Below are 21649 nucleotides of genomic sequence, written 5' to 3'. Positions count from 1 at the left end.
CCCTAAATAGCTACATCACTCGTTTAAATAATTTTTCCAGATCATACGTTGAAAATGAAACCACAATCGGCCGCCCATGTGGACAAGTGTAGGGCTGACGACATGAACCCAGACGCTGAATTAGCACTTCTGCTTCCTGATCCGTCAGCTTCTGGTTCGCTTTGATGGACGCCTTGCAGGAGCACATAATGGATGCAGCTTCTCGCATCTTTGCCACATCTATGCTGCGTTCACTAAGAACCCATTCAGACATCTCTTCGATAATGTCTTTCTCGTCCCCTTTGGGGAACCAGAACGGATGGGAGCGCACGCGGAACGTCTGTCCACCAAAATGCTCCAAATATACACCTGCCTGCTCGAACCATGCCAGCCTTGTTTTTAGTTTTTCCGTCTCCGAAGGTGTGAACTCCAGCGTAATCGGCAGCAGTAACTCTTGTGAGGCCTGTGCAGGGTTGCCAAACTTCTCGTAATAGTACTCATAATTCACGCGTTCATGAGCAGCATGCTGATCAATCAAATATAAACCTTGGTCATTTTGTGCGATCAAATACGTACCATGATGCTGTCCGATCAGACTCAGCTCCGGAAATGCGGGCATGGATGCATCTGATTTAATGGCAGCAGCAAGTTTAGTGGCATCAGGCAGACCTGAAGTTTTCCACGTCCGTTCACTTCTCGGAACTGAAGACGGATTATACGATGAACGTGCTTCCCTAACCGGTGAATATACGGAATCAGAGCGATACGTAGCTGGTTTGTCTTCAGCCAACGGTTTCTCTGTTGTTCCACGCCCTCCACCATCTTGAGAAGACAGGTCAGATTTGGGAACAGTTTCGGTAGAACTTGTACTTGTACTTGTACTTGTATTTGTAGTTGTATTTGTACTTGTATTTGTACTTGTACTTGTACTTACATCCTTAGTGCCTTCTTGCACGTTAACGGATGTCTGCCCCCCGTCATGACTAGCAATCTTCTGCAAAATATCCCCGTTCCAACTTTCTAACTGCACAGGGGGGTGTGTAATCTCAGGTGGAGCTTCGGGCAACGGCACTGAGTGACCCTGTTCAGATACCGGCTGTGCTGCGGACACATCCGCCGGAGCATCCAAATCATCATCTTCAGCAGTCAACTTCAGCGGTGCAGCAGTAGGTTTCCCAAGTGGACCTTGTTGACCATATCCTTCTGCATCAGATGCATCTTTCAGCGGACCACGTGGAAAGAGGAATTGCTCCTGAATAAAGGAACTATCGTCTCCACGTCGAATCTGCTGTTTTTTGACCTGTGGAATCAATACCTCCTGCCGGAGTATACCCCGCAACGTTGCCTCTATGAATTCATATAGTTCTGGTTCCTTGCTAAAGCGAACCTCCAACTTCGCCGGATGCACGTTCACATCCACAAGAGAGGGGTGCATCTCCAACTGCACCACGACAAGTGGGAAGCGATTGATCGGCAACAAGGTATGGTAGGCTTTGAGAATCGCCTGATTGAGACCGTAATTGCGAACAAATCTCCCATTAACAATCGTTGACATACCATTACGATTCGCTCGTGTCCATTCTGGCAGGCTGATCAGCCCGCTCACCCGGTAATCCAGACTTTCACCCTGAATGGGAAGCATCGCTTTGGCAGCACTTGTACCATAGATTGCTGCAACCACTTGCAGCAGATCACCGTTGCCCAACGTCTGAAGCAACACATTCTCATTATGGCGCAGTCGGAACGAAATGTTTGGATGAGACATCGCCATCCGGTAAAGGACATCTGATATATGTCCCAGTTCCGTCTGGATCGTTTTCATATATTTAAGTCTGGCAGGTGTATTGTAAAATAGTTCTCTCACTGCAAAATCTGTACCTTGGGGTGAGGTTGCATCTTCATGAGAGACAAGGTTCCCGCCTTCAATCACGATGCGGCGTCCCCGCCCATCATTGTCACTTGCCGACAGTACCTCTACCTTGGATACTGCGGCAATACTCGCCAAGGCTTCTCCACGGAATCCAAGACTTGTGATCTGGAACAGATCTCGGCCATGGGCTATTTTGCTGGTCGCATGACGATAAAAGGCCGTTTCCATATCCTCTGGCTCGATACCTGAACCATTGTCTTTGACACGAATACTGAGGAGTCCGCCCTCTTCCACTGTTACTTCAATCTTGGTGGCGCCTGCATCCACCGAGTTTTCGAGCAACTCCTTGACAACTGAAGCAGGCCGTTCGACCACTTCACCCGCCGCGATCTGGTTGGCAATATGTTCATCAAGCACATGTATTTTCGCCACAGGTTTTCCCCTCCCTTATACTCAGGATAATTGCTGTGCCTTCAATTTGAGATCATTCAATATCTGCATCGCCTGAAGAGGCGTCATATTCATGACATCGATATCTTTCATCGTACGGATGAATTCTCGCGCTGGTTTATCCACCGCAACTACATCCGGTTTCGTTGCCACATTCGGCTCATCATCCCCAAAGATGGACAGTTGAACCACATCCGAATGGTTTGCGCTGGACTGTCCTTTGCTGTTTGATTTCTTGGCATGTTGCTTCCCGACCGAATCTTCAATAGAAGGTGTGTACTCTGCACTCTCCACAATCTCGTGTTCCCGGATCAATGGTGCTGAATCCGTGTGCTGGAATTCTCCACCTTTTAATTTCAAGCCTGCTCCCTGCTTCTCGTTTCCGATATATTCACTGCCCACAGCTACTTGCGCGGCCGCATGTTCGAACCCATGCAATAGTCCATTCGCCCGCTCAATAATGCTATCAGGCAGACCTGCAAGGCGTGCACAATAGATACCATAACTGCTGCTGGCTGCCCCGGCAATCAATTTGCGCAGGAAATTAACTTTGTCACCACTCTCCTGTACCGCCATCGAGTAGTTGGCCAGCTTGTCCAGACTCTCCTCCAGATGAGCAAGCTCATGGAAATGAGTTGATACAAGGGCTTTACAGCCAATGATATCATGTACATATTCAATAACAGACTGAGCAATGGCCATACCTTCACTGGTCGACGTTCCCCGTCCCAATTCATCGATAATAATTAGACTGCGTGGTGTGGCTTTGTCCGTCATGACCTGAATGTCGGCCATCTCCACCATGAATGTGCTTTGTCCGCCAATGAGATCATCCGCGGCACCGATCCGTGTGAAAATACGATCCATGATCGGCACTTCCGCCTGACCCGCAGGTACAAAACAACCCACTTGCGCCAAAATGGAGATTAAAGCGACCTGTCGCATATACGTACTCTTACCAGCCATATTCGGACCGGTAATCAGCAGAATACGTGCCTCTTCCTTGGTCATTGCGGTGTGATTGGCAATAAATGCGCCATCTCGCATGACCGCCTCAACGACCGGATGGCGTCCTTCTTCCACAACCAGATCATAACCGTCGGTCAACGTAGGACGTACAAAGTTGCGCTCAGCACTGATCACCGCAAAAGATTGATACACATCAATTTCGGCTACCTGTTCGGCCAGCTTCTGCAATCTTGCAATCTCTTTATTTAGCCGCTCGCGCAGCTCTGCGAACAGCCCATACTCAATATCAACCATTTTGTCCTGAGCTTCGAGAATCAGCGTCTCTTTTTCCTTCAACTCCGGCGTAATGTAACGTTCTGCATTGGCAAGTGTCTGTTTACGTTCATAACGTCCCTCTGGCAACGCGGACAGATTGGACTTGGTGATCTCGATATAATAACCAAACACTTTGTTATATCCAATCTTCAGCGATCGAATGCCTGTCGCCTCACGCTCTCTCGCTTCCAGCTCCGCAATCCACTGTTTCCCGTTAACCGAAGCCTCACGCAATTCATCCAGACGTTCATGGTACCCTTCACGAATCAGACCTCCGTCCCTTACCGATACCGGCGGCTCGTCCACAATGGCTTGCCCGATAGCTTCACGCAGATCATTGCAATCATCCATAGTTTCGGCAATATGCTGCAATGTTGCGGAAGATGATCCTGCGCAATGTTGACGAAGTCCTGGAATTTTCTCCAGTGATGATTTGAGCGCATTCAGGTCACGACCGTTGGCATTACCAAACGCAATCCGGCCTACCAAGCGCTCCAGATCATAGATGTCTTTGAGTTCTGCCCGCAGGTCCTCACGCAATATAAACTGGTTGTACAACGTATCCACTGCTTCAAGACGCTCATTAATCTTCCCTTTTTGCAATAATGGCTTATCAACCCAGCGACGAAGCATTCTTGCACCCATGGACGTCTCGGTCCGATCAAGCAACCAGAGTAATGAACCTTTTTTAGAGCGTTCACGCACGGTTTCCACCAATTCCAGGTTCCGGCGGGTAAAGGGGTCCAAGATCATATAATGATCTGGTTCATACGTTGAGATTTGTGTTAATTGTCCCAGAGAACGTTTCTGTGTCTCACTCAGATAGGAGAAAAGACGTGCAATGCACGCTTGACGTTCAGGCTCTAATCTTGCCCACACAGCCTCGCCAAACTGCTGACGGACCAAATCTTCCTTATTCTTTGTCCAGGACGTGTAGACCACAGGTCGACCGATTGGAGACGCCTCGGCTTCTACCGTTTCAAGCAGCGCTGCATCTCCCACCAGCTCCGATGGTTCGTAGATGCCGATTTCATCCTTGAGCCATTCCTTGGAATAGGGCACCGATGTCACATACAACTCACCCGTTGACAGATCACAGGCCGCGAGCGCTAGCGTATTCTGATTACCAGTAAGACACACCATGTAGTTGTTGGATTTATCCCCCAGCGTCTTGCCTTCCATCACCGTTCCGGGTGTCACCACACGTACAATTTCACGGCGTACCATGCCTTTCGTTACACTTGCATCTTCCATCTGTTCACATATCGCAACTTTATAGCCTTTTTCAATCAGACGCTGTATGTAATTGTCAGCCGAATGATAAGGTACACCGCACATCGGAATTTTGTCATCCGTGCCCCCATTACGTGCGGTCAGCGTGATCTCAAGTTCACGGGAAGCATTAATCGCATCCTCGAAGAACAGTTCATAGAAGTCACCCAGTCTAAAAAATAGAAAAGCATCTTGTGCTTCGGCCTTCACTTGCAAATATTGTTGAATCATTGGCGTATACTGAGCCATGATGAATATCCTCCATCCCGTTCCTATAATGTCAGGAAGAAACGCTCCCTGGAAGGACAATAAGACGGTCAGGCACTGTATTTGCGCCTCCGCCTTATGTGTTGGCTATACGCCACTTCCTTCAAAGGTTGCTGCTCCATATCTTCCGTAGCTATTACTTATAAAAGACTTGTTTCTTATTATATCAAAAAAACGTCCGCTCTTCATGAACCTGCCCGAATATTCCAGAGTTTGCGAATATCCCTGCTCTCATCCCAGGTTCTCCCCAGTTTTAATTGAAGGATTAACGGGGATGCATACCGTTCATATCGTGCATATCCATCCAACCTCTTCAGATCATCTACGAGTGCTGGGATGTGTTCCTTAATCACTTCGCGCTTTCCTTCATAAAATGCGGTATGAACCTCAGCTTTCGCCAACGGACGCTGCCGTAATTGAGTATACCCGCTCGCGATCAGACCTGCCAAGGCCACAACACCTTTCGCAACAAGGGGCGACACAAGAAAGCTGGGTAACGTACGATACTCAAACCCACCATAGGATTTCAGACGAAAATCACCAAGTGCTCCATAACGGGGTCGTCTTCCCGATCCACGGGGGTCTTGCAGAAATGCCAGTGGCAATGCCAGATAATTGTCCAGTGCACGAAGCAGTTCCCCGGTAAGATTCACCCCGCTAAAATGAATATGACCACCCAAAGGTAACCCCCGTTGTGGCATCCCTCCTGCCTGCCAGATGAGCGAGTGATCACTGATGCTGCGGGAAGCGGCTGCGAATGCCCTCATCAGATGAGCCAGCAGTTCTCGTGGTTCGGAGCTGGGAGCCGGTCGCAGTTCGGCAACCGGATATATGCGCCGTCCACCAATCGTCACGGAATCACAGCCTGCCATTCCTGTACGTTCAAGAAATCTAGAGGCGGGTACGATTTTGGATTCCGGCATCTGCACCAGAAGAAACTCCGGGTCCATGCCGAGTATTGGAATGGGTCTGTGACTCAGTTCCTCATCCAGCAGTTCCTGATGCTGCTTCCAGCTTTCCCTATAGGTAGCAGCAAGGTTGGTCACCCCTTTCCAGGGACACGGGTCGATCGAAATCACTGCACAGCCGCCGTTCCCTGAGGATTCCATTCGAACAGCTCCATGATCCAGTCCTAGCGTATACAGCGTTTTGATCGCAAGTCGTTCTATGCGCTTGAATAAGGTTGAACTCGCTTCACGCTCCAACAGAGTTTCCTGTGCCCCTCCCATGCCACTAGTATCCTTGCGCTTGATCCGGATCGCCTGCAGACAACTTACCTCTACGTCATAGCGTACACGCAAGCCTGGTTCACGTTTGCGCCGATCGTGCAGTGACAACACTTCAATGCCTGCCTGTTTCAACCGTTCTGCACGTTCTCCAGATGTCATCCTTTCATATCGGCGCAGCGCTTCCTCCGCTTGTTCCATCACATTCATTACGTCCCCCCTCCCGGATCATGCAACTAAAATAAAAATAACCCCGCAATGCGGAGCCTTCCCGTGAAAGGTATTCCAGGCACATTGCGAGGCTCGTTACCACCCATTTTTTAATATTTAAGAAGAAAGAGGGCTTACGCCCTCTTCACCGCGCCTTCTGGCGCATATGATACCTTAGGTTATCAAATACAGGCGTCAAACTCACAGCTCATCGTCGAGCAGATCGGGATCGAGATCGTCATAATCTCCATCGGCACTGCCAAAGTCATAGTCCTTGTCTTCGTAATCACCGCAACCATCTGTGCAGACCTTCACACAAACTTTGGTTTCGGCAACGAGTTCCACAGCGAATTCCCGTTCTACCCGGATAATTACACTGCTTCCACCTGCTGATACTGTGGCTTCCACACAGCTAGGTTCCTGCGTTGCATCCGCAGATACCTCCACTGTGGAAGTCCGGTGTTTCGGGTCCAGATAGGACAATGGCACATGTTCTACATACGAGACCGTTTCTTTGGCTACATCCGTCTGAGAATTCTTGTCGTAGGAATACCAAATGTTGATATCGTAAGTACCAATAACTTCAATTCCGTCACCCGCTGATACGGCTTCATATTGGTGGTTGATAATCCAAGCCCCCAAAATACTTGTCGGACCATTTGGCGGAGTCACGGTATGTGTTACGGTAGAGAACTTACGACCTTTGCCGCAGATCGCCTTCGTGATAATCTCTCTACATTGATGTTTATGACTCAATGACATCTTTAAACCTCCTCCATACAATCATTCACTACAAGTGTATGCAGGGCATTCGTCTAGGGTGACAACTATTTTCTATTATTCGTTTGTAGATTGGGACCGGTCCGAGATTGGGGACGGTGCTTTGTCCTTCTTCGCGACTTTCAGATACAGCGCGAGTTCACGGCACAGCTGGAGAATTGCAGAACGAATCTCGAATTCTTCCCTTGTATCCGGCAGCTCCATACGTTTGAATTCTTCTTGCACATCCGCAAGAAGTTTTTCAGTTCGTCCGGTGTAAGATTCAGTAAGTACATCCTGACTAAGCTGATCGAACAGCTCCGATACCATTTCCGCATGTGGCATCTTCTGATAGATCTGGGACACCAGATGCATCATGTGCTGGATGGAGTCCAGCTGCGTTTTGCGCATATAGAAGTAGACACTCCATTCCTCATTCGGATGAATCACCTGATTCTCTAGAGAACGCTTGGCAGCATCAATACCGCCAAGTATCGCTTTATCTGCTTCAATCAGCTCTCTCCCCGCCCATGCTTCATTGGGATTACGCAGCGTGGCCGCAAATTCCTTGAAAATCTTCGAGAAGAGTTCATCGATTCTTTTGCGAATGCGCAGCATCTGTGGATCTGCTGCCGGCATATAGGCCAGGTTAACCGCCATTGCGGAACCAAGACCAATTAACAGCAAAGCAATTTGTACGAGGATGACATGCACGTCCATCTCCCCGCCGCCAAACACCCGAAACACCACAACAGAACCTGTAACAATACCTTCTTTGAAGCCTACCCGGACAATAGCCGGGAATGCGATCAATATGTATACCGCCAGCACCCAATAATGGAAGCCTAGAAAGTGAAAAAGTACACTTGCAAATAAAAGTCCAACTACGGAAGCAAAGAACCGCGCCGATATGGTGCGAATACTTCGTTTTCTCGTTACATCCACGCCAAGAATGGCAAGCAATCCCGCTGATGTTGGTCCCGGCAAGCGACACCAGTCTGCAATCAATACAGCCATTAATGCGGCGATTGCAGTTTTAATTACCCTAAAACCCATTTAACATTCCATCTCCTCTAAGCTGCAAAAAAATTCTTAGCCAGCTCGTCCCCTCATTCATTTCATGACTAGTATGTCTCATCCAAATGTAAACTAGACGACATCAACCGACATGCGCATGCATGCCGGTCACAGCAACACGCCCCGAATGAGGGACGCTGGCAAGTTAGATCGTTGCGACAGAACCTCAAGGCCCTCTTCTCCAATCATCGCATTCATTCCGGATCTGCGCGGAATAATCATACTAAATATGGTACTTGATTTTATGGTATCGGGCAACGTGACACCCCTTGTGAAATTGTATACATATCATACCCGGTCACATTACGAGTAAAACACTTCCGAATCACCTGCGGCCAGCCAGCATTTTGCGTTCTGCATAGACAACAAGTTGGTACATGGCTGTTGCAACTGCAGCAATAATTAACAGACTTGATAATACAAGTGTGAAGTTGAATACCTGGAATCCGTAGATAATGAGATAACCTAACCCTTGTTTGGCGACCAGAAACTCACCCACAATTACACCCACCCAAGCCATGCCAACGTTCACTTTTAAGGTGGATACAATCGCCGGAAAAGAAGCAGGTAATACAACTTTCGTAAAAATCTCGGAACGGTCTCCACCAAACGTACGAATGACTTTAATATAATTGGGATCCACTTCATTGAAGCTGTTATACACGACCAGTGTCGTGATAATGACCGTGATGGACAATGTGGTCATAACAATCGCTGTAAAACCCGCGCCGAACATCACAATAAAGATTGGGCCAAGTGCTACCTTTGGCATACTGTTGAACACAACCATATAGGGGTCCAACACTTTGGACAAAAAAGGAGACCACCAAATTAAAACCGCAAGCAAGGTTCCCACCAGTGTTCCCAGTAAAAAACCAACTGCCGTTTCCCCTACGGTTACCCCAACATGTGCCCACAACTCGCCACTAGCGATGTCCTTGCCAATCTGGGCAAAAACCTTACTCGGATAACTGAATAACAGTACATCAATCCAACGGAGTCTGCCTGCCACTTCCCATAGCAAAAACATACATACTAACATAGATAACTGTACGGCAAGCACTTGATGTCGCCATCTGGCCACCTGCTGAATATGATTCCGATGCAGCTGCCCCATCCATTCGTCACGCTTTTCCTGCTTCGGATTCATTGGATTCACGCGTCTTCCTCACCTCCCCCGGGCTGATCCAGTTCACTCCATAACGCCTGAAACAACGCATTGAATCCTTCTTGCTCCCTGGCATGAAACGGCTGAGCCTTCCGAATTCCATCGGGGATAATAAACTCACGACGGATACGGCCGGGATTGCGATCAAGCACAATGACGCGGTCACTAACCGCAATGGCTTCAGACAAATCATGGGTGACTAGAACAGATGTTTTGCCAAACTGTTTTAACGTGTCCGAGACCAGATCCTCCAATTGCAGCTTGGTTTGATAATCAAGTGCTGAGAATGGTTCATCCAACAATAAAATTCCCGGATCGGTTGCCAACGTGCGCACCAGGGCTACTCGCTGTCTCATACCCCCTGAAAGTTCTGACGGGTACTGATTCTCCGTTCCGGCCAACCCCATACTTACCAGCAGTTCTCGTACACGCTCACGGCTCCGTTCATCCAGTCTGCCTGTCAGTTCAAGACCGATTAAAGCATTGTCCAGAATAGTCCGCCATGGAAACAGATAGTCCTGTTGAAGCATATAACCAATCTGTGCTGAGGGGCCGCCAACGAGTTTACCTTTAACCTTAACCTCTCCTCGGGTGGGTGTGAGCAGCCCGGCGATGATCGACAACAATGTCGTTTTACCGCATCCACTCGGTCCAACCAGACTGACGAACTCTCCTTTTTGGATCTCCAGACTCAAGTCCTCAATCACCAAGGAAGCTTCCCGCTCGCTGACGTATACTTGAGAGATCCCCTCCAGTCGGATCACACTTTCGGATTCAGGCATTCTGCTCACTTCCTTTCCTGAATACCCCATTACTTTGATTTCGTAGCTTCTTCCGCATAGGCATTATCCACAATGGCATTCAAATCCACACGTTCTTTCAACTCTCCGGCGGCACTCATGACATCAAGCAGATTGTTCCACTCTTCCTCATCAATGATTGGATCCGTTGCATAGCTGCCCTGTTCCTTATAACGGTTCACACTGCTGACCAAAATGGCTGGATCGATGTCTTTGAAAAAAGGAGAAATGACTTCAGCGATCTCTTCAGCCGTATGGGAATCCACCCACGCCTGCGCTTTGTGTAGACCGTTTGTAAACTTTTGTACGATATCCTTATTGTCGTTAAGATAACTCTGCTTCGTCATGAAGACGGTGTAAGGCAGAAGACCACCTTCTGTGCCAAACGATGCAACAACCTTACCCCGATCTTCTTGTTCAAAGATGGATGCTTGGGGTTCAAACAGTTGAACATAATCTCCCGTGCCTGAGGCGAAAGCAGACGCAATGTTGGCAAAGTCCACATTTTGAATCAGCTCCAGATCACTTTGAGGATCAATGCCATGTTTGCTCAGTGCGAACTCCCCTGCCATTTGCGGCATGCCGCCTTTGCGTTGACCGAGAAATGTGGAATCCCTCAGTTGCTCCCAATCGAAGCTACCTTCTGTGTTACGAGCGAACAGAAATGTACCATCCGTCTGGGTGAGCTGGGCAAAGTTAATGACCGGATCTTCCGCTCCCTGCTGATAGACATATATGGACGTCTCCGCTCCTACCAGTGCGATATCCACCGAACCTGCGAGTAATGCCGCCATCGTTTTGTCACCACCAGCAGTCGTTTGAATGTCCACCTCAAGTCCCTGCTCTTCAAAAAAACCTTGAGCCACAGCCACATACTCCGGTGCGTAAAATACCGAACGAGTCACTTCGCCAATCGTAATCTTGGCTTCATTCTCTTCCTTATTACAGCTGGTGAGCGCCACAATGATAATCAGCAGAATAACGATGCCCCGGACGAACCATGGCGTGTATTTCATGTTGTTTCCCTCCTTCACTGGTTTCAGCAGTTTCTCTCTATTATGGATATGCCGATGCCCAACAAAAGGTTAAGAACTTAAATGCAAAAAAGAGCCGGGCAATAATGCCCGACTCTTCAGCTCTTCGAAATGTTATTCAATATGTTATTTATGGGTTAACTACAGCTTGTAAATCTCGGCATATTTGGCTTCCAGATAATCAGCCAGATAATCCGGGTTCAATTCTTCACCCGTTACGGCAACAATCAATTCGGAAGGTGTGCGACTTCTCCCATACCGGTAGATCTTGTCTGTAAGCCATTCCTTAATTGGAATCAGATTACCTTCGGCAATGAGGGTATCAAATTCCGGCATTTCCTTGCGCAATGTATGTAGAATTTGAGCTGCATACATATTACCCAGAGAATACGAAGCAAAGTAACCAAAGTCACCACCGGACCAGTGAACATCCTGAAGAACGCCGTCTCCATCATTTGTTGGCATAATACCGAGGTATTCCTTGTATTTTGCATTCCAGGTCTCCGGCAGGTCCTTCACTTCCAGACCATCGTTGAATAACATTTTCTCGATCTCATACCGAATAATAATATGCAGGTTATAGGTCAGTTCATCCGCTTCAATCCGAATGAGTGAACTCTCCACCCGGTTGATTGCACGATAGAAATCTTCCAGTTCAACCTCGCTCAGTTGCGGGAAATGCTGCTGCAAATCTTTGTAATAACGTGTCCAGAATGGCAGACTGCGCCCAATCATGTTTTCCCAAAGACGGGACTGGGACTCATGAATCCCCATGGACGTTCCTTCGGCAAGAAGGGTACCCGCCAGACTGTCATCAATATTTTGCTCGTACAGGGCATGTCCGCCCTCATGTAGTGAACTGAAGACTGCGCTTGCTACATCATCTTGCAGATAATGTGTTGTGATCCGCACATCACCCGGGTTAAGACCCGTTGCAAAAGGATGAACACTCTCATCCAATCGTCCAGCTTCAAAGTCATAGCCCATTTGTTCCAAAATGAACAGACTAAATTTTTCCTGCTGTTTGGTGTCAAACAACTGATTCAGAAACTCTGTATTGGGCTTGTTTTCTGAAGTATTAATCTTCTCTTGCAAAGGTACCAAACGTGCTTTGAGGCGGGCGAACACAGCATCCACTTTCTCAACCGTCAGATCCGGTTCATACATATCAAGCAGCGTATCATAACGTGTATCCTTCACACCCCAATAATCAATAAACTCCTGTTTGAGCTTAACGATATCTGTCAGATATGGGGAGAACCCTGCAAAATCACTGTTATGCTTGGCATCTTCCCATGCGGTTTCGGACTTGGCCGTGAGCACGGTATAGGCTTGTACTTTCTCAGGTGGTACAGACTGACTGCGATCATATTCTTTCTTGCAATCTTCAACCAGACGACGATCTATATCTTCGAGCTGTTCCAATACCGCTGGAGTCGTTAATGCATCCAGGTAAGTCTTCATGTCAGCCGAGGTTTGCAGCTTGAATGCTTCGGTGGACAACATACCCAGCGTCTCCGAACGAGTCGGAACGCCTTTTTTCGGCGCACCTGTGCGCAGATCCCAGTGAAGCAAACCAATGGCTTCATGATAGCTCTTAATTTTACGAGCCAGATTACGGAAGGATTCCAAATGTTCCTGTGTTTGTTTATCCATTGTTATCGTTCACCTCTTCAAAAAAAATGTTATACCCTATTGATGATACTTTTTGCATTGCGTATAATCAACTTTTAACAGATGAAATTGCATTGTTCTCCTAAAGATACGTGTTCAAAAAGTCTGGTTTTCATTACCGAGAAGATAGAAATGACGTTCAACTTCGATGCTGATGATGCCCTCAGGCATGATTTGTAATCAAAAGTGGACTTTTTGAACAACCTCTAAAGGGTTGGAGTAATGCCATCTGCTGACCGTGAAATACTATTAAAGCAAAGGCGTGTAGGACAAGCTGCATCATATGCAAGTGGCCGTGCTCGTCGTATTGGATAACAGGAGGCAATGGACATGAACAACATTCAAGAGATTTTGACTTACAACAAATCATTTGTCGAGACCAAAGAATACGAAAAGTATACGGCTGGCAAGTTTCCAACCAAAAAGATGGTTATCATCACTTGTATGGATACACGTCTGGTGGAATTGCTGCCCAAGGCTATGAACTTGAAAAACGGCGATGTGAAAATCATCAAAAACGCAGGTGCAATTATCTCTCAGCCTTTCGGGAGTGTAATGCGTAGTGTACTTGTCGCCATCTATGAACTGGGTGCAGATGAAGTCCTGGTAGTGGGACATACGGAATGTGGTATGGCTTCCCTTCACGCTGAGACCATGATTGGACATATGGTAGAGCGTGGTGTATCGGAAGAAGTCATGACTACTCTGGAGAATTCGGGCATCCGTTTACAAAAATGGTTGCGTGGGTTTGACAGCGTTGAAGAAGGGGTAAAACATACTGTGGAAGTGATCAAAAAGCATCCATTACTTCCTCCCAATGTACCCGTCCACGGCATGGTTATCGATTCTGCTACAGGTGAACTTGATCTTGTCGCTGAGGGGTATGGACAACAGGCATCTCTCTAAATGGTTTGGAGTGCGGACCTTATGGTTCGCACTTTTTTTGTCTAAATTAAGGCAGTTGTTCTGTCAGGTTGTCAAACCATACAGTTTCAGTGTACACTTTTTATGAAAGCGGTCAAAGAAAGTAAAAACGATTGTTCTCTCTGACCTAGCCCTAATATTAAGGAGACATGTGCATGAACATACTTTCCTACGGATTACTCGGGCTGCTTACCCGCGAGGAGTCATCGGGCTATGATTTGATGCTGAAAATCCAGCCTCATTGGCAGGCGAAACACAGCCAGATCTACCCACTCCTGTCCAAGATGGAAAACGATGAGTTATTGGCCTCCCGCTGGGTACAACAGTCTGACAAACCGGACAAGAAAATGTACGCAGTTACGGAAAAAGGCATTGAAAAGCTCTTGGAATGGATGATTACTCCTGTTACCGCACCAGTTACACGCGATGAATTTAATTTGCGTATTTTGTGTGTTGGCATAGCGGAAGACGGAAGCATGAGACGCATTCTTAACGAGCGTAAAAGCTGGTTTATGGAACGCATACGTTATTTCGAGGATCTGAAGTCACGTATACCTCAGGATAATCTTCGTGTAGGCAACCGAGATTTTGGAAGCTACATCCTGGTACAAAAAGGGTTAATGCACGCACAAACAGGCCTGGAATGGTGTCATTGGGTTACCCAATTGCTTGATGGCCAAGCTGCAATTCAAGACCCAAGTCCAAGCGTTTCAGAGATTTAATAAAATTTGAAACGTTCCTGCAAGTTGACCGTATTACATGAGTAAGGCCCATTTTTGGGCGATTCAAACAAATTAATCGGGGGGTTACGATCTTTACAATGAAGAAAAAATTCGGAGTTAAACATCTAATGATGGTATTTATGGCCTTTACATTATTGTTCGCAACAGTGGGAGTAACGAATCCGGATTCAGCGGATGCTAGACGTGGTGGCGGATTCAAATCCGGTACAAAAAGTTATACCAATACACCTAAGAAATCCGACTCCAACAGCAACGTGAATCAATCCAATTCCGGTAATAAGTCCGGTACTGGTGCAGCTGCAACCCGTGGTGGTGGATTCTTCGGCGGTGGCGGCGGATTCATGAAAGGCATGATGCTTGGTGGTCTTGCTGGTATGATGTTTGGCGGATTGTTCGGTGGCATGGGCGCTCTGGGTAACATCCTTGGATTGCTCGTTAACGTTGCAGCAATTATGTTGATTGTTATGCTGGCTATGGCACTCTTCAGAGCCATCTCCAATCGTCGCAAACCTGCAGCGGATGGTCGTTATGACCGTCGCAATGATCGTGATGATGACCGTAACAGAAACGGACGGTACTAATCTCTATGGTTCTGAGCATGGATGAAATTGTGAATGCAATCTGTATTCATATGGCAGAACGTAAGGGTGTACGTCCAACCGATGTAAACGTAGAACTGAGCTGGGAAGAAGATACAGGTTATTCTGCTGAAGTTTGGATTCAAGGCCGTAGTCAATATCTGGTGGAGTCCAATATGATTGAAGCGATTCTTCGCTACCTGCACAGTGAATACAACATCCGGGCGTACCGTGAGAATGTACGACTTGATCTGGATGAAGAGATCACAGCGATTGTTAATCAATAAGATAGGTCACTCACTGGCCTGATATACGAAAGACCGCCTCCCCTCTGTCGCCTGACAGAGATGGAAGACGGTCTTTTTGTTTCTGTATTTGTGGCTTTATTTGTGTGTCTATTGTAGTCTCTATACGTTTCTGTGTTACGTTCTAATTCTTGGAAACTACGATTGAAGTTTAACCAGGCTGTAGTTCTTCTTACCTTTACGGATAATGATGAATTTACCGCCAATGGCATGCTCTGCCGACACTGTGAATTCAAGCTCCGTGATTTTCTCACCGTTCATGGAGATAGCGCCTTTAGTGACATCCTCACGCGCCTGGCGTTTGGATGGCTCCAACCCCAGATCTACGAGCAAGTCGACGATATTTTTCGCTTCGCCGTCCGTTTCGAATGTTGGCATTTCCTTGAAACCCTGCTCGATTTCATCTGCTGTTAGGGAACGGATATCACCACTGAACAGCGCCGCTGTAATACGCTTAGCCTGCTCGAGCATTTCTTCGCCGTGAACGAATTTTGTCATTTCTTCCGCGAGTGCTTTCTGTGCTTCACGTCTGTGTGGCTCTGTCTCTACCTTTTCAGCCAAAGCTTCAATTTCTTCTTTGCTCAGGAAGGTAAAGTATTTCAAGTATTTGATCACATCACGGTCATCTGTATTCGCCCAGAACTGGTAGAACTCAAATGGTGTCGTTTTGTTCGGATCAAGCCAGATTGCGCCGCCAGCTGTTTTACCAAATTTCGTACCGTCGGATTTGAGCATGAGCGGAATGGTCAGACCATACGCCTTCGCTTCAGATCCTTCTTTTTTGCGAATCAGATCGAGACCACTTGTGATATTCCCCCATTGATCCGAACCACCGATTTGAAGCTGTACATCTTCGTTCTGGAACAGGTGCAGGTAGTCGAGTGATTGAAGGATCTGGTAGGAAAACTCGGTGAACGAGATTCCGCCTTCCAGTCTGCTCGCAACTACATCCTTAGCAAGCATTGTGTTGAGGTTAAAGTTTTTGCCGTAGTCACGCAAGAATTCAATGACATTGATTTTGTGTGTCCAATCGTAGTTGTTCACCATGCGAACCTGATTATCACCATCTGTTACGAACAACTTCTTCATCTGCGCTGTCAGTGCATCCACATTCTCCTGCACTTGCTCCATCGTTTGCAAAGAACGCTCTGCCTGTCGACCACTTGGATCACCAATCGTTCCAGTGGCTCCACCAATCAAAATAACCGGACGGTGTCCTGCCAGTTGAAAACGTTTCAGCATCATGAAGGGAATTAAATGTCCGATATGCATGCTGTCCCCCGTAGGGTCAACGCCGCAGTACAATGAGACTGATTTGGTTTCGGTCAACTCACGCAGTCCCTCTGCATCTGTCTGCTGGTTAATGGCGTCACGCCACTGTAGTTCATCAATAATATTCATTTGTATAACCCCTTTTCTATCCTCAGTGTTCAGTCATGATCTACGTTAAATTACGAAATTACACGCTGGAACGGCTTTTTTGGACACAAAAAAATCGCCTCCTTGTCTTCATTAGACACAGGGACGATTATCATAACCGTGGTACCACCCAAATTGCATGGACAACACGTGACCTTAACACGTTATCCATACCACTTTTGGCAATATATCGTTTGCCCACCCGCTTAGCATTACCCAAGTACTCCAGAGTGTAATTCGCAGCCCTTGTATGTATCAGGTTCCATCAACCCCTGACTTTCTGTAACAGGGACAAAGCCGCTACTGCGCTCTATCAACGTGATTCATGTATTCAATTTATAGCAAGTATAGCCGAACGTTTCAGTCATTGCAAGACCAAGTATGCAAACTTTGAACAGAACAACGGATGCATAGTTGAAACCAGATTATATAATCATCATGTTCAATTTTCCGTGATAATAACCATAAGCTTTCTCTGCGATCTGATCCTCATTGTTCCAAAACTGCTGATCTAACGCATCTAACTGGCACTCTTGTTCCTCTGTCAGGAATTTAGGAATATCCCACAGTTCGGTAAGCCTTTCATCCTCTTTCAAGTGCTCAATGCAGCCGTATGCTGACGTTATAATCTCCACGACTTGAGTCGCATCAATGATATGTAATGCCCGCAACGCGTAACGGTATCCCTCTTCCCCCCAGTTACAGAAAAACTGTATAAAACCGCCATTAAAGACATCCGCCTCTAATAACCATAAAGCTGCAATGTCCTGCTCGTTCGAAGTCAACGATGCCCAGCCCTGTCCAGATTCATTCTTTTTTTCGACAAATAACACAGCATAGTCATACCATACATCATTAATATCTTGCTCGCTCACGTAACACACCTCACTTTTCTTTATGCCATGCCCTCTAGCTCCTGACGTTTACCCGTCTGATGCCAATGTAAATACGGATCACCGATCTGCTGGAAGGCTTCCAGAACACCCCTGTTTAGGTCCTTTATCAATTCATTTGTATAGTTCAAATGCGTCTGTTTATTATCCACGCCATGTCGTTCCAACAATCTTACATGCGTCGCGGTGAAAATAATATCCTCCAGCAACCAATAGATGACTTCATCCGGCTGTTTCACCCGTTTCTCCAATGAGACGAGACCACGTTCGTATATTCGAACCATAAACGCATCTTTTCTACTCTCTACATAGGGCACCCCATCCCATTTAAAGGTCTCAAACAAGCGGTTAACATAGTTCTGCATCTGTTCCCTAGGGAAAGATGTACGCTCTAAAAGCTGTATAAGGATGTCTGCCAATTGTTCTTTGCTTAACATGTTGGACATGAATGCACCTGCCTCTATAAAGTAACGTCGATGACAGAATGAAAAATGAAAAAGCTGCCAAAGGCAGCCTCTTCATTCCATACTGTTCAATCAGGTTCCACAAAAAGTCTGATACGAAGTATTGCACTGTGCTGGCAGTTCGGCATATTCAGCCTGCTCAGGTGAGTGCGCGAACGGGTCTGAAAGAACTGCCAAAAGCTTCTGCATCACGCTAAGATCTCCGTGGTTCTCCGCTTGCTCAAGGGCTTCCTCGACCCGATGATTTCGGGGAATGACGGCTGGATTGCTTGTTCTCATCAACTGTCGAGAGACTTCCTTCTCCTCTTGCTGTCTGTCCAATCTTGCTTGCCACCGCTCATTCCATTCAGCAAATTCTGGCGTGCCAAACAAAGCTGTCCCTTCCAACCTATCAAAGGTCAATGCCAGGAACGTATTGGTGTAATCTGCACTATGCTTTTCCATGAGTTCAAGAAGCTCCTTGATCAACGCTTCATCTTCAGCCTCTTCATCCAACAAGCCCAGTTTGGCACGCATTCCCTTGTGCCAATCATGATGGTACAATTCAGAAAATTGTGCGATAGTATCCTGAGCGAGTTGCACGGCCTGTTCTTCATCTTCATGCAACAACGGCAGAAGCGTCTCGGCAAAGCGAGCCAAATTCCACCCGGCAATATATGGTTGATTACCGTAAGCATAGCGACCTTGCCTGTCAATGGAGCTGAATACGGTCGAAGGATTGTAAGCATCCATAAAGGCGCACGGACCATAATCGATGGTCTCACCACTGATCGCCATGTTATCCGTGTTCATCACGCCATGAATGAAACCAACACGCTGCCATTGGGCAATGAGTGCCGCCTGCCGTTTAATTACTTCCTGAAGGAGCAAAAGATAGCGATTCTCAGCTTGAGCAACATCAGGAAAATGTCGATGCAACGTATAATCAGCCAACGCCCGAAGATCGTCGATAGACCCCCATCTGGCTGCATACTGGAAGGTTGCTACCCGGATATGACTGGAAGCCACCCGGGTTAAAATGGCACCCGGCCGCTCTGTTTCGCGGATAATGTTTTCTCCTGTTGATACCACCGCCAGACTGCGTGTCGTTGGAATACCTAGTGCATACATCGCTTCACTAATAATATACTCTCGCAACATCGGCCCTACAGCAGCACGTCCATCTCCTCCACGAGAGTACGGGGTTCTCCCTGAACCTTTCAGCTGGATATCCACTCGCTCGCCCTGTGGCGTAATCTGTTCACCCAGCAGCAAAGCCCGTCCATCTCCAAGCATGTTAAAATTGCCGAATTGATGTCCTGCATAGGCCTGAGCCAGAGGCTCGGCTCCTTCCGGAATCAAATTACCTGCAAAAATTTGCGCCCCTTCATCACTGTCAAGAGACTCCACATCCAGTCCCAAGCCGGATGCAAGCAGTCTATTGAAAATGATCAGCTTTGGTGATTCAACAGGCACCGCGCTCTGGCTTGTAAAAAAAGGTTGCGGTAACTGCGCATAACTATTCTCCAAGTTCCATCCTTTGTTCAACGTTTCTTGTTGCATGTGATCACAACTCCTTTTCTGCACCAGGGATATCCCTTGGTTATATTGTAGCCTTGTGAACCGATGCTCATTTATGTAGTCGCATGGAAATTCAATGTAAGGAACATCTAAAATGTTCTTGATGAAACTTTAGCATATTTGCATACCTTTTGCATTCCTCATGAATCGTAAGCACAAAAAAATCCAAGAGGTTTCTTTGCCAAGTGGAATCATTGTCTTACATTCCACTTCCCAGAAAACCATCTTGGATTTATTCCGCTTACTTACTACTAGATGACACGTCTGTTATTACAAGGATTACGTGTGTGCTTCTTGAGCCTGTACAGGCTGTACTGGCAAGCTCTCTTTTTTCAAAGCAAGGTTAAAGAAGACATTAAGCAGGATCGCTGACAGGCTTCCTGTGATAATACCATCGCTAACAATAATCCGAATACTTTGAGGAAGCTGGGCAAACAGATCGGGCACAGCAGTAACACCGAGCCCAAGTGAAACGGAGCAAGCCACGATCAATAGATTGGATTGTTTGCCAAAGTCGACGTTTTGCAGCATTTTGATCCCGGATGAGACGACCATTCCAAACAGGACAACAGTCGCTCCTCCGAGGACAGCACTTGGAATAATAGTTGCAAAAGCAGCTACCTTCGGAATGAGTCCCAGAAAGACCAGTATACCTCCGGCTGCAACAACAACATTGGTCGTTTTCACTTTGGAGAGCTGAACCAAACCAACATTCTGTGCAAATGTATTGTATGGAAAAGCATTAAAGATGCCGCCAAGGACAAACGCAAGACCTTCCGCGCGATATCCCCGTGCCAGATCTTTTTCGTTGATCGGTTGATCACAGATTTTGCTCAAAGCCATAAATACACCTGTTGATTCGATGATAACCACCGTACCTACAATAATCATTGTAATAATTGGGCCGATTTCGAAAGTAGGCCATCCAAAGTAAAAGGGTTGCGGTAAATGGAACCAGGAGGCTTCCTGTACAGAGGCAAAATTCACTTTTCCCATGATGGCTGCAATGAGGGTTCCCACGATAATACCAAGGAGAACAGCCAGGGATTTAACAAACCCGCGGGCATATCTATTCAGGATTAGAATGAAAAGTAATACGCCAAAAGAAAGCGCCAGATTGTCCAAACTTCCGAAATTCTCACTGTTTGCTCCACCTGCCATGTTTTTAATACCGGTTGGGATTAGCGCAAGCCCGATAATGGTCACCACTGTACCGATCACAACTGGCGGAAACAATTTGACGATTTTGCTAAAAAATACGGCAAAGATGACGATAAACAACCCCGCTGCGATGATCGACCCATATATGGCAGGAATTCCGTATTGCGATCCAATCGCAATCATGGGTGTCACCGCTACAAAAGAACTTCCGAGCACCGCTGGCAAACCAATACCCAAGTACTTCCCTTTCCGAGCCTGAAGCCATGTTGCAATCCCACACGTTAACAGGTCAATGGATACCAGATACGCCAACTGCTCTGCAGTCAAATTTAGTGCTCTGCCCACAAGCAAAGGCACCAGAATTGCTCCCGCATACATCGCGAGTACGTGCTGAATCCCCAGTGAAAAAACTCTCATCTTTTTGGTTTCTTTCATCCCACGTTGCCCCCCTGAAATTAGAATCAACAGAACCGCTGCAAAATCATGTTATGTTGATTCACATTATATAAACTATTCAGGGAAGTTCCATGAT

At 47.0% G+C, this 21649-nt stretch carries 18 protein-coding genes and 1 other annotated feature; of the genes, 4 read left to right on the top strand and 14 right to left on the bottom strand.

Annotation, left to right across the window (positions count from 1 at the left end):
• Positions 1-10: 10 nt before the first annotated feature.
• The 9 genes from mutL to QF041_RS02070 form a co-directional block, all read right to left on the bottom strand.
• Positions 11-2281 carry a DNA mismatch repair endonuclease MutL gene (gene mutL / locus QF041_RS02110; protein ID WP_307411324.1) on the bottom strand — a complete coding sequence of 757 codons (2271 nt, stop codon included), beginning with the start codon at positions 2279-2281 and terminating at the stop codon, positions 11-13.
• Positions 2282-2302: 21 nt separating this feature from the next.
• The gene (gene mutS, locus QF041_RS02105) at positions 2303-5104 is read right to left on the bottom strand and encodes a DNA mismatch repair protein MutS (RefSeq protein WP_307411321.1); all 2802 of its coding nucleotides are present in this window, start codon (positions 5102-5104) and stop codon (positions 2303-2305) included.
• Between the two features lie 203 nt (positions 5105-5307).
• On the bottom strand, positions 5308-6558 hold the full coding sequence (locus QF041_RS02100; RefSeq protein WP_307411318.1) for a putative amidoligase domain-containing protein: 1251 nt from the start codon (positions 6556-6558) through the stop codon (positions 5308-5310).
• 201 nt (positions 6559-6759) lie between these two features.
• On the bottom strand, positions 6760-7320 hold the full coding sequence (locus QF041_RS02095) for an outer spore coat protein CotE (RefSeq protein ID WP_017687912.1): 561 nt from the start codon (positions 7318-7320) through the stop codon (positions 6760-6762).
• A 75-nt stretch (positions 7321-7395) separates the two neighbouring features.
• A complete protein-coding gene (locus tag QF041_RS02090; protein ID WP_076317597.1) occupies positions 7396-8373 on the bottom strand; it encodes an aromatic acid exporter family protein in 978 nt (325 codons plus the stop codon).
• A 346-nt stretch (positions 8374-8719) separates the two neighbouring features.
• A complete protein-coding gene (locus QF041_RS02085) occupies positions 8720-9511 on the bottom strand; it encodes an ABC transporter permease (RefSeq protein ID WP_370511416.1) in 792 nt (263 codons plus the stop codon).
• A 38-nt stretch (positions 9512-9549) separates the two neighbouring features.
• On the bottom strand, positions 9550-10344 hold the full coding sequence (locus QF041_RS02080; RefSeq protein WP_076210074.1) for an ABC transporter ATP-binding protein: 795 nt from the start codon (positions 10342-10344) through the stop codon (positions 9550-9552).
• Between the two features lie 29 nt (positions 10345-10373).
• On the bottom strand, positions 10374-11378 hold the full coding sequence (locus QF041_RS02075) for an ABC transporter substrate-binding protein (RefSeq protein ID WP_307411315.1): 1005 nt from the start codon (positions 11376-11378) through the stop codon (positions 10374-10376).
• 159 nt (positions 11379-11537) lie between these two features.
• A complete protein-coding gene (locus tag QF041_RS02070; protein ID WP_307411311.1) occupies positions 11538-13052 on the bottom strand; it encodes a carboxypeptidase M32 in 1515 nt (504 codons plus the stop codon).
• Between the two features lie 348 nt (positions 13053-13400).
• Between QF041_RS02070 and QF041_RS02065 the strand changes: the two genes are divergently transcribed.
• The 4 genes from QF041_RS02065 to QF041_RS02050 all read left to right on the top strand — a co-directional run bounded on the left by QF041_RS02065 (position 13401) and on the right by QF041_RS02050 (position 15602).
• Complete coding sequence (locus QF041_RS02065) at positions 13401-13976, top strand: beta-class carbonic anhydrase (protein WP_036613541.1); 576 nt, start codon at positions 13401-13403, stop codon at positions 13974-13976.
• Positions 13977-14149: 173 nt separating this feature from the next.
• Entirely contained in the window at positions 14150-14716 is a 567-nt protein-coding gene (locus QF041_RS02060) for a PadR family transcriptional regulator (protein WP_036613540.1), read from the top strand.
• Positions 14717-14814: 98 nt separating this feature from the next.
• Positions 14815-15318 (top strand): hypothetical protein, encoded by a 504-nt coding sequence (locus tag QF041_RS02055; protein ID WP_307411307.1) that lies wholly within the window; start codon positions 14815-14817, stop codon positions 15316-15318.
• Between the two features lie 5 nt (positions 15319-15323).
• Entirely contained in the window at positions 15324-15602 is a 279-nt protein-coding gene (locus tag QF041_RS02050; RefSeq protein ID WP_017687903.1) for a YxcD family protein, read from the top strand.
• A 156-nt stretch (positions 15603-15758) separates the two neighbouring features.
• On the opposite strand, the gene tyrS is transcribed toward QF041_RS02050, so the two are convergent.
• The 5 genes from tyrS to QF041_RS02025 all read right to left on the bottom strand — a co-directional run bounded on the left by tyrS (position 15759) and on the right by QF041_RS02025 (position 21552).
• The gene (gene tyrS / locus QF041_RS02045) at positions 15759-17021 is read right to left on the bottom strand and encodes a tyrosine--tRNA ligase (protein WP_307411305.1); all 1263 of its coding nucleotides are present in this window, start codon (positions 17019-17021) and stop codon (positions 15759-15761) included.
• A gap of 116 nt (positions 17022-17137) precedes the next feature.
• Positions 17138-17365 (bottom strand) — a binding site (T-box leader).
• Positions 17366-17464: 99 nt separating this feature from the next.
• Positions 17465-17914, bottom strand: coding sequence for a DMP19 family protein (locus tag QF041_RS02040; protein WP_307411303.1), 450 nt, complete (start codon positions 17912-17914; stop codon positions 17465-17467).
• A gap of 20 nt (positions 17915-17934) precedes the next feature.
• Positions 17935-18378: an Imm63 family immunity protein gene (locus QF041_RS02035; protein ID WP_307411301.1), complete on the bottom strand. Its 444-nt coding sequence runs from the start codon at positions 18376-18378 to the stop codon at positions 17935-17937.
• 90 nt (positions 18379-18468) lie between these two features.
• Positions 18469-19938, bottom strand: a complete 1470-nt coding sequence (locus tag QF041_RS02030) for a protein adenylyltransferase SelO (RefSeq protein WP_307411300.1) — start codon at positions 19936-19938, stop codon at positions 18469-18471.
• Positions 19939-20235: 297 nt separating this feature from the next.
• A complete protein-coding gene (locus QF041_RS02025) occupies positions 20236-21552 on the bottom strand; it encodes a nucleobase:cation symporter-2 family protein (RefSeq protein ID WP_307411299.1) in 1317 nt (438 codons plus the stop codon).
• Positions 21553-21649 lie beyond the last annotated feature (97 nt).

Origin of the sequence: Paenibacillus sp. W2I17 (assembly GCF_030815985.1) — a bacterium.
Taxonomy (GTDB): Bacteria; Bacillota; Bacilli; order Paenibacillales; family Paenibacillaceae; genus Paenibacillus.
Note: the sequence above shows the minus strand (reverse complement) of the source record. Positions and strands in the feature narration are given on the sequence as shown.